Below are 12,540 nucleotides of genomic sequence, written 5' to 3' on the forward strand. Positions count from 1 at the left end.
AACCAAAATGGACCATACTTCTTTCAATATGCTAAAATATGTATGATATATAAGCGGCAAAAGGGTGTAGATTAAATAACCGATATCCAAAAGGAGAGCTGATTTATGATAATCGTAACCAATAGAATCAGGGTCAAAAAAGGGATGGGGGCAGTCATGGCTCCAGGATTTACTGCACCAGGACCACTTGATACTACGGAAGGTTTTGTAAAAGTTGAAGTTTTATTAACGCAAAACTTATCGGATCACGACGAATTAAGCGTTAATATGTACTGGGAAAACCTTGACAACTTTACTGCTTGGAGAAATAGTGATGCGTTTAAAGCTGCACATAAACGACCTGAACCAAGTTCCGATGAAGTTAAAAAAGAATCTCCTATTTTAGGCAGCGAGCTTACCACGTATGAAGTTGCCTCGGTAAAAGAAATAGCTAAATAGTTAAAATCACACCAAAAGAGGCCGCCAATACTGCAGCCTCTTTTTTGATGCGGTTTTTTGGCCCATGACCGGGCCTTTCCAGAAAAAGTCGATTAAGGTCATCTAATAAATTATTGGGCTTCGGCTTTCTTGATTTGTTTGCTTCTTAGCTGTCCGCAAGCTGCATCAATATCCGTTCCATGCTCTTGGCGGATTTTACAATTTACGCCTCTTTTTTTCAACGTATCATAGAAAGAAAGTACGGACTCTTTCTCACTTCTTTGGTATTGACTATGTTCATCTACAGGATTATATGGAATCAGGTTGACATAGAGCCGATGTTTTTTGTCTTCAAGAAGATTGGCAAGTTGCTCGGCTTCTTCTTGATGATCATTGACATCTTTCAATAGGATATATTCAATCGTGATTCTCCTATTCGTATTCTCCAAATAATAGTCAAGTGATTTCATTAATTTTTCGATTGGAATACCTCGGTTTATTTTCATGATCCGGGTCCTGAGCTCATTATTCGGTGCATGCAATGAGATTGCCAGATTCACCTGTAATTTCGTATCGGTGAATTCATAAATCTTATTGGCAAGTCCACTCGTCGAAACAGTAATACGCCTTGCAGCGATCGCAAGACCCTTATGATCCATGAGCACCTTTAAAAAGTCTATCATATTTTCAAAGTTATCAAACGGCTCGCCAATCCCCATTACAACAACATGGCTGACAACATCTTCTTGTTCCAATTTATCTAGATGGAGTTGAACATTCATAATTTGCTCCACTATTTCGCCGCTGGATAAATCACGGCTTTTGGCCAATAATCCACTTGCACAGAAACTGCAGCCAATATTACATCCAACTTGAGTGGTGACACAAACTGAAATTCCATATTTATGTCTCATCATGACCGTTTCGATAAGATTCCCATCCTGTAATTTAAACAAGAACTTAATCGTACCATCCGCTGATTCTTGCTTAACGTGCTCAGTCAAAGTCTGGATGACAAAGTGTTCTTCCAGTAATTCAAGGCACTCTTTATTCACATCTGTCATTTCAGAAAAATTCGTCACACGAGTCCGATAAAGCCACTCCCATACTTGTTGTGCTCTGAATTTTTTATGGCCATGGTCCAATAGCCATGCTGTCAATTGTTCGAATGTTAAACCATAAATGGACTCTTTATTCATTCGTTACCCTCTTTTCCTTACATTAAGATTTAATAGTATTACCCATTTAACTTTACAAGCCATTCCTCTGAATTAGCTCATTCATTTATGATATGGTTCATTTCGATTTATCCGAAAAGCTCGGTAGATTTGCTCCAATAGGACCAGTTTCATTAATTGATGCGGGAAGGTCATTTTGGAGAAGGACAGTGCATAATCACTTCTTGATGTCACCTCAGAGCCAAGCCCGAGTGACCCGCCAATAATAAAGGCAATCTTGCTTTTCCCATAAGTAGCGAGCTGATCGATATGGGAGGCTAGCTGTTCGGAAGTAAGCTGCTTTCCATTGATTTCAAGCGTTATTACATAGGTGTCCGGGCTGATCTTGGCCAGGATTCGTTCACCTTCTCTTTGCTTTACAATGTCCATGTCCGCTGCACTCAGGTTCTCCGGAGCTTTTTCATCCGGGACTTCAACAAGTTCTATATTAGCATAAGCACTTAACCTTTTTGTATATTCAGCAATTCCTTGCTTTAAGTATTTCTCTTTTAGCTTGCCAACAGTAATAATCGTTATTTTCATATATATATCCTCTAACTTTCCTTATGTTGTCGTTTCAGTTGTAGGATTTACCTACCTATTATCATACCTTAGACTGACATATAAGCAAAACAAGCATATTCTTTCCAATATTTAATACATGCATTCCCTATTCATATAAATCCACCCGACCTTTAAAATAAAAACCGCTGCCCCTAAAACGGCAACGGCAACCTTCATGATTTTATTTCTCACGATCTAATGCAAATGGATGGCAAAAAATCGTCACCGCTGTACCTTTCTTCCCGTACTTACAAATTGAAATGTTGCCCCTTGTACTTTTCAAAGATAAGCCTATCATGTGCCTTTTGGCTTCCCAGCATTTATGGTCGTTTTTCCAAGAATCATTTGTAAAACATAAAGTTAAATCTACAGCAATTCCTCACTCCATTCTCGCCTTCGCAAAATGTTAAGAACAGGTTAAGAACAGGTTACAAACATGTTATCCACAAAAGTTATCCACATATCCACAATTTCTATCCACATCTTGTATGGGAATATTAGTTCCCTACTAGATATATTGCCACGTTTCGACAATATTCACAGGTTGTTGATAACTGTTTTTCTTCAGAAACCTGTGTTAAAACAGGGTATGTTTCACACTCGTAAACCACTTCATCCAGCGCCATGTCCACGTGTTCCTGACAGCAATATAATTTCATCACTAATTCCTCCTTCCTTACTCTTCATTCAAAGTATCGCGAACCCATTTATCCACAAGTAACGCTCATTTATCTTATTTCCGTATATATCCACAGGTAATCGTAACAAAAAATAAAAAAATCGCAAGAAAATACAAAGGACAGGAAGCATTCACCTGCCCCTGCCCTTTTGCGCTTTATATTTCGCTGCTAGAAAGCGTGACTTCCGTAGATTCTTTCTTTCCATCTCGATAATAAATGATTTTAACCTTATCACCGATTTTCTTATCATTGTAAAGGTATTTTCTTAATTCTACGACGTCATGGATTTTTTCATTATCCATTCCCACGATGACATCGAATTCTTTTAATCCTGCTTTAGACGCAGGAGAGTTGCTTTGAACACCTGTTATAGCAACGCCCGAAGTAACTTTCCTTGGCAGCTTTAAGGTATTCTGCTGATGGTATTGAGAAATTTCCTCAACAGATGCTAAATTAACACCCAAGTATGCACGTTTCACTTCACCAAATTCCTCTATATCATTAATAATAGGAATTACTGAATCGATTGGGATGGAAAGACCGATTCCTTCCACTGCATTTTCAGCAATCTTCATGGAATTTATTCCGATGACCTGCCCTGACATATTAACGAGTGCTCCCCCGCTGTTGCCTGGGTTAATCGCCGCATCAGTTTGAATGACCTCTGCGTTCCAATCCACTTGCCCGTCCTCATTGATATCCACCTCTATCGTACGCTCCAAACCGGAGATGATCCCTTGTGTGATCGATCCAGAAAATTGAAGGCCTAAAGGGTTACCAATAGCAATAACAGGCTCCCCAGGTTTCAATTTTTCAGATTTTCCGAACTCAGCAATGGTTTTAATTTTATCACCCTTCACGACAATGACTGCTAAATCTGTCCATGGGTCACTACCTTGTAGTTCCGCTGGCAACTTAGTTCCATCACTTAATGTCACTTCCAGTTCAGTAGCGCCTTCAATAACGTGATTATTCGTGACAATATAGGCCTTGCCGTCTTCTTTTTTGTAGACGACACCAGAACCAGTGCCAGCTTCTGCTGAACTGTCCTCTGCTTTGTCCCCTTGGCCCCAGAAGTTCGTCTTCTGAATGTTAGTGATGCCGACTACTGCGTCGCTGGCCTTATCAACAGCACCTGTAACGGCACTTGTTACATCTACAGTTAGACTTTGCTGGGACTGATTCGTCGGATTATTCCCCGTTGATTTCTCCGTTGTCATCTCGTTACGATCGTTATTTAACAGCCCACTTCCCGGAAAAACTAATAAAATAAGTAAGGCCCCGATGATGGCGCCTCCCAAGCCAGTTAGAAAATAGCTCGCATGGCTCTTTTTCCGCTTATTTTGGTTCTCATCATTCTGATCATAATAACCCAAGACCGCTCCATCCTCTCATTTTAGGAATGAATTATAGCAATTCTATTGTTTGGTATCCTCCTTCAATTATACTCATTTACCGAAATTTTTCTAAAAAAATGTATGCCTTCAAATGAAAACCTGACTAGAATTCAGCGATTTTTCTTTTTACCTATACAGTTCTAACCAAACGATACCCCTTTTAATCCGATTAGTAACTTACGAATTGAAATTATAAAAATAAAAAAGAATGAACAAGGTTCCCCTCATCCATTCCTTTTATTTATAACGTAACCAGTTCTGTTGGTCTTTTCGGGTCAGTGTCATATAAGGAAAATTGTTCTCCAACGACGATTCCCTTTGTTTTTAACGTCTGTTCTACCGACATTCTTGCTAAATCCTTCATATTGTTATCAAGACTTAAGTGGGCCAAGTAAATCCGCTTGGTCTTATCACCGGCCACTTCACTCATCGCAAGGGCGGCATCTTCATTACAAACATGTCCAACATCACTTAAAATCCGGCGCTTAATGCTCCATGGATATTTCCCCATCCGCAGCATGGACACATCATGGTTACTTTCGAATACATACGCATCGGCATTCGAGATGATCCCTTTCATCCGATCACTTACGTACCCTGTATCCGTGATGACCACGAGCTTTTTATCTTCATGATGAAAGACGTAAAACATCGGCTCTGCGGCATCATGCGAAACACCAAAAGATTCTATATTAAGGCTCCCGAACGTTTTGACTTGCTCCATTTCGAATGTGAATTTTTGTTCGGTAGCTATTTCTCCGATTGAACGTTCCATGGCATTCCATGTCTTTGCATTCGCATATATCGGGAGTTTATGTTTTCTGGCAACCACGCCTAGACCTTTAATATGGTCACTGTGTTCATGGGTGACAAGGATTCCGGATAGCTTAGACATATCACGGCCTATATCCTGAAACAATGCTTCCAACGCCTTACCGCTTAATCCGGCATCGACAAGAAAAGATTGATCCCCCGTCTCCACGAAAAAGGCATTTCCTGTACTCCCGCTCGCGAGAACACTAAAATGCATAGTCATCTATACTCACTCCAGTATTTTTTCTTCTGTATTTAATTCAATGACCTCTCCATCAAAAGCATTCACAAAGAGATCCGTTTCGTCATTAAGGACCACCCACCATGTTGGCACAAGTAAATGTGACACAGATGTCGTCTGCAACGAATTATAAAAACCCAGTTTTACATTGGTGACTTTGCTTTTAGGATCAATATCTCCATGATCATACAATGCTCTAATAGCAGTTAAGGCAGATACCAATTCTTTAGGTTTATTGAATTTCTCAATTCCCTCTAAGTACATCTGTTCATAGGAGACGATTTCACCCTTTTTGTTCAAATATAAGGTGACCTTCCCCTTACTATTGTTATAAAACATCTTTTTATCTTCCACTTGGTAGCAGATGATAGTCTGGTTGATTTGATCATAGCTCCAAAAGTGATACTCACTTCCCTTTAATATATACTCCTTCAGGAACATATCAACGTCTGCAGCTTGAATTTCCGCTTTCATGCCAACCGGTGTTTTAAATGTACCCACAAGCTTCTTATCATCGATGATTTTTGCTTTTTGATTTTTCAGGTACTGTAAATCTTTCTTATCGAAAGTCTTGCTTTTGGCAATCAGGAATTGATCCTTCAACTTTTGTTTCGGAAGTGGGAAATCGATTGAAATATCATCTTCCTTCAAAAGTTCATCCGTAGAGGACTCCGTAAAACTTTCATATTGGTAGTCATTGATCTTTTCCAGAAATTGATAAAGAAGAAAAATATTCAAAACGAAGAAAACCATGATGAAAATCGACTTTGTATTATTCCAATCCATTTTGATCGCCTCCCGTATCTCCTTCGAAAGGCACAATAAACCATTTATCGCCGATGCGATAATACCAAGTGGGTTCAAGTGTAACGAGGGTGACAAGTTTGGAATCAAGAGATTTATTCAATTTATAACCAATCGAGATGTCCTCAACGCTCTTGAAATCGATATTATCTTTTGCTTTCAACTGATTCAATACTTCTCTGCCACTTCGTAAAGGCACTTCCGATCCTTCCGAAGGAGGAAGGACTGAGGCAAGTGAAAAGTACGGGCGGTCATAACTATAAATTTCTTCTTTCCCCCAAATTTGCTCGATTTCAGTCATTCCGTATTCATTGAAGGCCGGATAACCATTTACGAATAAACGAAATACCACTCGTTGCTCATTCTCCGACATATAGGCAAAACGGTAATTGTTATCTTCCCAACCAGCGTGATCATTGATGAAATCAATGCTTTTTTGCAAAAGGTCACTGGAACTGCCAAATAACTTGCTCTTTTGGGCCGGATTGATATAAGAAATAAGGTAATTCTCTTTATTGATCGTCATCAGTCTTGTTCCATCCGTGTATTCCTCACCGACTGAAACGGATTCCTGACGTACAAACTTTGGATAATTAAATAACGCATTTTTCAGGTTTCCAATATCCAAATAATCAATATAATATTCAAATCGGTTTATCTTTACTGGATTTTCAGGAACGAACAGCGTCCTTTTGCTGTTGATGGTTACGGCCGTGTATTCAGGGTGCTTATTATAAGAACCGGTATAAAACTTATCCATAAACACTCTTAGTCTTTTAGAATCGACCATCCCTTGATAGATTTTCTCTTGATCGTAGGAAACAAAATAAACGGCGGATTCATTACCACTGATATCCTTTTGTTTTATGATGATTCGATCAAATGAAAATCCAGGCACTTCCTTATCCGTAATGTCCAATACCGTCTTATAGAGGGAGATGGGGATATCATCGGAAAATTCGATTTCAATCGACCCATCTTCATGGACAAACTCATCAAATTTCCTTTGCAGCCTTTTTACGGATACCTCTTTTACGCCGGTGAAGCTCCATTGAAAAAATTCTTTTTCCATTTTACCTATTTCCTCTGGATTGACAGTCCGGAAATGTTGCCCATTACCATGAAAAAGGATACTAACAGGTTTAATGACATCACTCACAATCTGAACATCGCTTTTAATCTTTATAAATTCCGACGATTGTTCAAACGGATCATATTCAGGCTCGTACGTCCAAATGCTCCATGTCAAAAATATGCTTGTCCCAACTAAAATAATCAGTATGATACTTTTTGCACGTTCAAAATTCATGACCAATCATCCTCTTCTTCCTGTTCGTAAGGAAGTGTAAAGAACACCGTAGTTCCTTTTCCATCCACACTTTCCGCCCATATTTTCCCGCCATGCGCCACGACCATTTCTTTTGCAATCGCTAAACCTAGCCCTGTCCCGCCTAAGTTTCGCGACCTCGCTTTATCCACACGGTAGAAGCGGTCGAATATTTTATCAATGACGTTTTTCGGGATACCCACTCCTTGATCAGTGATGCTCACAATGATAAAACCATCGGATGCCTTGACGCGGAAAGTCACTTGACCCCCTTCAGGTGAGTACTTCAATGAGTTGGAGATGACATTATAGAGAACCTGGGTGATTTTATCTTCATCAATATCGACAAAATAAGCTTCCTTAGGCAAATCACGCTTAAACGTGATGTCATCATTTTTCGTCATTTCAAAACGATCGATGATATGGTCATAGAATTTATTGAAATTCACCCAGCCCGTTTTAAGCCTGTAATCTTTACTGTCCATTTTCGAAAGCTGCAACAAATCATTAACAAGCCTGATCATCCGCTCCGTTTCATTTTGGGTCACACTTAAGAAGGATGGAGCGATATCCTCGTCCTTCCAAGCACCTTCAGCCAATGCCTCCAGGTAACTTCTCATCGTTGTAAGAGGAGTTCGCAGCTCATGTGACACGTTGGCCACAAATTCCCTGCGTTCATCCTCGATCTTTTCCTGCTCTGTTATATCATGCAAAACAGTAATCAAACCATTAACGAATCCCGTTTCCTTTTGAATGACCGAGAAGTTCCCCCTCAAAATGAAAGGCTGATCTTTTTTGCTGTAATCAAGGATAACGGACTCCCGCTCTTCCAGTAAATCCTCAAATTTATATTCTTCTTCAAGACCCAAAACCTCAATGATCGGTTGGTTCATGACTGTTTCACGCGAGACATTCAATAATTGTGCCGCAGGCTCATTAATCAAGTTCACCCGACCGCGCCTGTCGGTTGAAATTACACCATCCGTCATATTGGAAAGGACAGATGAAAGCTTACGCCGCTCTCCCTCTGTGCTTGATTGCGACTCTTGAAGCTTTTTAGTCAAATTATTGAATGTGACAGCAAGCTGGCCAATTTCATCATCGCCATATACCCTAACTTTTCTCGAGAAATTCCCTTTCGCCATCACCAGGGCCTGTTTTCTCATATCAGACATGGGGCGGGTGATCGTTCGAGCGAGCAGGATCCCCAAGATGGCCGTAATCGCCAGGGCAATGGCTGTACCCGTCATGAAGATACTATTGATTTCATCCATCTGTTCAAAGACATTTTCCATCTCAGCTATCACATAGACGGCACCAATGACCTCACCATTTGCTTCAACGGGTGTCGAAAGAACCCAGAGTCGTCTTCCTGTTTTCTGATCCCGAAACACGTCACTATCTTCTTTTCCATAAATCAGCGTATTCTTAATAAGGACTTCCGTTGTCTTTTTCCCTACAATGCCCTGGTTACTTGGTGCGGAGGTTCCAATTACCCGTCTGCTGCGAGTGTCGATAACACGTACTTCCGAAATATCATTCGATGAATTATCCCGGTCTTTCAGTATCATATCAATCGCTTCCTCGAGGGTTGGGTCTTCATCTCCCCTCTCTTTTTCCATTTCTTCACCAATACTATAGGTAAGCAAGTTAACGTGACCTTTAATTGATTTCGTGAAGTTCCCGACAAGATTTTCTTCCAATTCCCCAACAAAATATACCCCGATTATTTGCATCGCTACGAAAATGAGCAACACATATATCAGAACAAATTTAAAATGAATAGAGCGAAAAAAACCAACCTTTTTCATAGGAACTACTCCTGTTCAGGGTTACGCAGGTAATAACCGACCCCTCTTCTAGTTACAATCCAACCAGGATGGCTTGGATTGTCTTCAATCTTCTCGCGAAGACGTCTAACAGTTACATCGACCGTCCGTACATCACCAAAGTAATCATAGCCCCACACGGTTTGTAATAAATGCTCCCTTGTCATGACCTGACCAATATGCTTCGCTAAGTAATGAAGCAATTCAAATTCACGATGAGTTAATTCAATCGTATCGCCTCGCTTGGATACCACATAAGCATCCGGATGGATAGTGAGCGTGCCTATCGTAATTTCCTTCGGTTCATTTTCTTGATCCGGAACCGGGACAGCTTGCTGTCGTCTTAAATTAGCCTTAACGCGGGCAATTATTTCCCGGGTGCTAAATGGCTTTGTCACATAGTCATCCGCTCCAAGCTCTAATCCCAAGACTTTATCAATCTCTGAATCCTTAGCCGTTAACATGATGATTGGCGTTTCATACTTCTTCCTTACTTCTCTGCAAACTTCCATCCCATCGCGCTGTGGTAGCATGATATCAAGTAAAATCAAATCCGGTTGCCGTTCCTCTACCATTTTGAGGGCTTCATTGCCATCATAAGCACAAAAAACTTCATAGCCTTCTTTTTTAAGATTGAATTGTAAAATATCAGCAATTGGCTTTTCATCATCCACTACCAGAATTTTCTTATCCATGTACTTATCTCCTTTTTAATAACTAACCTGAATCTATTAAAAATCGTGTCCTTATCCGGGACTTTTTTTCACTTTTCCTTCTGATTCACCTTATCTAGCATCCTCGTTCAACAAATATCTATATATATACCCAATAAAAGGGGCTGAACACCCGAATGAAAGCAAATTGTATCTATTCTACTTTATCATTTTATAGGCATTAAATCACCTTTTTCCTATTATTCTCATCTATGTAGGAAGCAGAAGAAGTCTTCGAATATTCTCCGAAGACTTCCATCGATTACTGACTTATATAGTTTAGCGGATTTACAAGAGATCCGTTTTTATATACTTCGAAATGGAGGTGGACTCCGGTGGAGTGCCCTGTTGAACCCATCATGCCAATTTTCATGCCTTTTTCAATCTTTTGTCCCGGTTTTACATTTATTGAATCCAAATGGGCATATATTGTCTTATACCCATTATTATGATTGATCGTAATCTTATTTCCATACCCTCCGGAGTTCCCTGCAGTTTCAATTATTCCATGATCCGCTGCCGTGATGGTCCTGGTGGCTGGCCGGGCAATATCAATACCTTTATGAAGTTTCCCCCAGCGCTGACCCTGTTTACTGGAAATATAGCCCCCATCTGCAGGCCATGCATATGTACCGCTCCCCTGCGAAGGAATGACCTTCGTGCCTTTTCTGGTGATTTCCGTTTTAGCTTTTTCCGTAATTTCCTTTTTTACGATCGTTTCACTGATTTTTTTTCCGTTTGTTTCAGATACTGTATAGGTGAATGCTTGAATTCCTTCATTTCCTGCTTGTTCAGTAATAAGTTCACCCTTTGGAAGTTCGTCATCCTCCTTCACTTTCTTTTCAAAAGGAATCCGCTCTTCTTTCAATACTTCTCTTTCTACCATTACATCCACATAAGGCATAAGCTGGGTCACATAGAGGCGTTCCCCTTCTTTAATACCTTTACCCTCATCCTGTCCAGGATTTAGCTCCAACAGCTGATCCAGGTCCATATCATGACCAGCAGCAATTGCTTCAAGATCCTCATCTTCCCCAGCCTCATAGATAGACTTTTCTTCCTTGCCTTCTTCTATCATGGAAAGGGTTTTATCAACGGCCATGATCTCATCTGGATTGACCATCGTTTCTTTAAACGTAACCGGAACTGAAAACTCGATGTCCACAATTCTGCTTCCTGGTTCTTTTAACGATTCCGCATCATTTTCGCTTTTTTTAGCAGATTCATATTCAGCGTATTCCTCTTCATCTACATACAATAAGTTGATTTTCTTCAAAACTTCCTCAGCATCAGCCTTTGATGGAACATAGGCGACCTTCTGATTATCGATGTCGATTTCATATGCCTTTGCCTTTACACTCAACTGATCTTGAATTCCCTTGACAACCTGATCGTCTTTTACTTCTTCATCAAATACCTCTTCAGGTATAAACGTCAGCTGGGTCTCACTATCGAATGTATACTCAGGATAATCTTTCTGTGCTTTTTCTACTTTACCTGTTACAATCTTCTCTATTTCCGTTTCATCCGTCACACTTCCGATGAACTCGTCGTTCATATAAACATGCTGAATGGTTTTTGTTTCCGGTATCTCTGCAGCACTTGCCCGATTTCCCGCAAGCAATAAAATGACGGAAACCATCAACAGGATGATCCCCTTACCCTTTGAGCTAAACATATATTGTCCTCCTTAATGGCTCAGTCACCAATTAAGAAACTAAAAAATTTTATTTTGAGATTTATTAGTCCAATTTAAATATCCACGCGTATATGACTGATTTTTATAATTATTTTCCACTCATAACTCTACCATAATAAGAAAAAAAACAAGAAATAGACTTCATAATGTAATAGAACTGTATAAATGGTGTCAACAAGTACCAGTAAATATGTTTATAAGGTAGGAGGGATAAAAAATGAAAAAGGGGGTGGACGTAAGCCCAGTAAGGTTAGAAGCGATGTATATGCCCAATTGGTTTGAATTGGAATGTTACAAATCGTTAACAATCCATTAACAAGATTTCATTTACAATACATCTAGATATATAACAAAAAAAAACGCCCTTAAGGAAAGGCGTTTTACTAAGGATGGCTCAGGACGGAATCGAACCGCCGACACAAGGATTTTCAGTCCTTTGCTCTACCGACTGAGCTACTGAGCCATATATTCATTTCAAAACAAAAAAATAAAATGGCGGTCCCGACGGGAATCGAACCCGCGATCTCCTGCGTGACAGGCAGGCATGTTAACCGCTACACCACGGGACCAGTAATGAAATAATATTTTTTAAGAAAGTGACCCATACGGGATTCGAACCCGTGTTACCGCCGTGAAAGGGCGGTGTCTTAACCGCTTGACCAATGGGCCGAAAAAAAATGGTGAGCCATGAAGGATTCGAACCTTCGACCCTCTGATTAAAAGTCAGATGCTCTACCAACTGAGCTAATGGCTCTTACTATGAAATGTCACTTTGCAAGATGTAAACTTTACTTCGTCGTACATGTTCTATTGTGACGACGCTTTTTATAATATCATGA

Annotated in this window: 11 protein-coding genes and 4 tRNA genes; 1 reads left to right on the forward strand and 14 read right to left on the reverse strand. The window is 40.0% G+C overall.

Annotated features, from left to right (window positions below; all coding sequences use genetic code 11):
* Nucleotides 1-105 precede the first annotated feature (105 nt).
* Nucleotides 106-438, forward strand: a complete 333-nt coding sequence (locus tag ACFWE9_RS04810; protein ID WP_230161636.1) for a heme oxygenase — start codon at nucleotides 106-108, stop codon at nucleotides 436-438.
* Nucleotides 439-548: 110 nt separating this feature from the next.
* Here ACFWE9_RS04810 and rlmN read toward each other — a convergent pair whose 3' ends face one another.
* From rlmN to ACFWE9_RS04880, 14 genes are all read right to left on the reverse strand, one after another.
* Nucleotides 549-1,616, reverse strand: coding sequence for a dual-specificity RNA methyltransferase RlmN (rlmN, locus tag ACFWE9_RS04815; protein WP_230161634.1), 1,068 nt, complete (start codon nucleotides 1,614-1,616; stop codon nucleotides 549-551).
* A gap of 81 nt (nucleotides 1,617-1,697) precedes the next feature.
* Complete coding sequence (rlmH, locus tag ACFWE9_RS04820) at nucleotides 1,698-2,177, reverse strand: 23S rRNA (pseudouridine(1915)-N(3))-methyltransferase RlmH (protein ID WP_230161633.1); 480 nt, start codon at nucleotides 2,175-2,177, stop codon at nucleotides 1,698-1,700.
* Between the two features lie 518 nt (nucleotides 2,178-2,695).
* Nucleotides 2,696-2,857 carry a CxxH/CxxC protein gene (locus ACFWE9_RS04825; protein ID WP_230161662.1) on the reverse strand — a complete coding sequence of 54 codons (162 nt, stop codon included), beginning with the start codon at nucleotides 2,855-2,857 and terminating at the stop codon, nucleotides 2,696-2,698.
* Nucleotides 2,858-3,033: 176 nt separating this feature from the next.
* Nucleotides 3,034-4,254 carry a S1C family serine protease gene (locus ACFWE9_RS04830; protein ID WP_230161629.1) on the reverse strand — a complete coding sequence of 407 codons (1,221 nt, stop codon included), beginning with the start codon at nucleotides 4,252-4,254 and terminating at the stop codon, nucleotides 3,034-3,036.
* Between the two features lie 262 nt (nucleotides 4,255-4,516).
* Complete coding sequence (locus ACFWE9_RS04835) at nucleotides 4,517-5,311, reverse strand: MBL fold metallo-hydrolase (RefSeq protein ID WP_230161628.1); 795 nt, start codon at nucleotides 5,309-5,311, stop codon at nucleotides 4,517-4,519.
* Nucleotides 5,312-5,317: 6 nt separating this feature from the next.
* Nucleotides 5,318-6,115, reverse strand: a complete 798-nt coding sequence (locus ACFWE9_RS04840; RefSeq protein ID WP_377355839.1) for a two-component system regulatory protein YycI — start codon at nucleotides 6,113-6,115, stop codon at nucleotides 5,318-5,320.
* The gene (locus ACFWE9_RS04845; protein WP_230161624.1) at nucleotides 6,102-7,442 is read right to left on the reverse strand and encodes a YycH family regulatory protein; all 1,341 of its coding nucleotides are present in this window, start codon (nucleotides 7,440-7,442) and stop codon (nucleotides 6,102-6,104) included. Before ACFWE9_RS04845 ends, ACFWE9_RS04840 begins: the two co-directional genes overlap by 14 nt.
* Nucleotides 7,439-9,271 (reverse strand): cell wall metabolism sensor histidine kinase WalK, encoded by a 1,833-nt coding sequence (gene walK / locus ACFWE9_RS04850; RefSeq protein WP_377355841.1) that lies wholly within the window; start codon nucleotides 9,269-9,271, stop codon nucleotides 7,439-7,441. Before walK ends, ACFWE9_RS04845 begins: the two co-directional genes overlap by 4 nt.
* 5 nt (nucleotides 9,272-9,276) lie before the next feature.
* Entirely contained in the window at nucleotides 9,277-9,984 is a 708-nt protein-coding gene (gene yycF, locus ACFWE9_RS04855) for a response regulator YycF (RefSeq protein WP_034316131.1), read from the reverse strand.
* Nucleotides 9,985-10,264: 280 nt separating this feature from the next.
* Nucleotides 10,265-11,680 carry a peptidoglycan DD-metalloendopeptidase family protein gene (locus tag ACFWE9_RS04860; protein WP_230161620.1) on the reverse strand — a complete coding sequence of 472 codons (1,416 nt, stop codon included), beginning with the start codon at nucleotides 11,678-11,680 and terminating at the stop codon, nucleotides 10,265-10,267.
* A 411-nt stretch (nucleotides 11,681-12,091) separates the two neighbouring features.
* Nucleotides 12,092-12,164 (reverse strand) — tRNA-Phe (locus ACFWE9_RS04865).
* 30 nt (nucleotides 12,165-12,194) lie between these two features.
* A tRNA-Asp gene (locus tag ACFWE9_RS04870) sits at nucleotides 12,195-12,270 on the reverse strand.
* A gap of 28 nt (nucleotides 12,271-12,298) precedes the next feature.
* Nucleotides 12,299-12,370, reverse strand: a tRNA-Glu gene (locus ACFWE9_RS04875).
* 9 nt (nucleotides 12,371-12,379) lie between these two features.
* Nucleotides 12,380-12,455: transfer RNA gene (locus ACFWE9_RS04880), tRNA-Lys, on the reverse strand.
* Nucleotides 12,456-12,540 lie beyond the last annotated feature (85 nt).

Source organism: Peribacillus sp. NPDC060253, from assembly GCF_042727425.1.
Taxonomy (GTDB): Bacteria; Bacillota; Bacilli; order Bacillales; family DSM-1321; genus Peribacillus.

Excerpts from the sequence above, each read along its gene's own strand:
- ACFWE9_RS04810 (WP_230161636.1), top strand. The coding sequence starts at position 106 with ATGATAATCGTAACCAATAGAATCAGGGTCAAAAAAGGGATGGGGGCA.
- rlmN (WP_230161634.1), bottom strand. The coding sequence starts at position 1,616 with ATGAATAAAGAGTCCATTTATGGTTTAACATTCGAACAATTGACAGCA.
- rlmH (WP_230161633.1), bottom strand. The coding sequence starts at position 2,177 with ATGAAAATAACGATTATTACTGTTGGCAAGCTAAAAGAGAAATACTTA.
- ACFWE9_RS04825 (WP_230161662.1), bottom strand. The coding sequence starts at position 2,857 with ATGAAATTATATTGCTGTCAGGAACACGTGGACATGGCGCTGGATGAA.
- ACFWE9_RS04835 (WP_230161628.1), bottom strand. The coding sequence starts at position 5,311 with ATGACTATGCATTTTAGTGTTCTCGCGAGCGGGAGTACAGGAAATGCC.
- ACFWE9_RS04840 (WP_377355839.1), bottom strand. The coding sequence starts at position 6,115 with ATGGATTGGAATAATACAAAGTCGATTTTCATCATGGTTTTCTTCGTT.
- ACFWE9_RS04845 (WP_230161624.1), bottom strand. The coding sequence starts at position 7,442 with ATGAATTTTGAACGTGCAAAAAGTATCATACTGATTATTTTAGTTGGG.
- walK (WP_377355841.1), bottom strand. The coding sequence starts at position 9,271 with ATGAAAAAGGTTGGTTTTTTTCGCTCTATTCATTTTAAATTTGTTCTG.
- yycF (WP_034316131.1), bottom strand. The coding sequence starts at position 9,984 with ATGGATAAGAAAATTCTGGTAGTGGATGATGAAAAGCCAATTGCTGAT.
- ACFWE9_RS04860 (WP_230161620.1), bottom strand. The coding sequence starts at position 11,680 with ATGTTTAGCTCAAAGGGTAAGGGGATCATCCTGTTGATGGTTTCCGTC.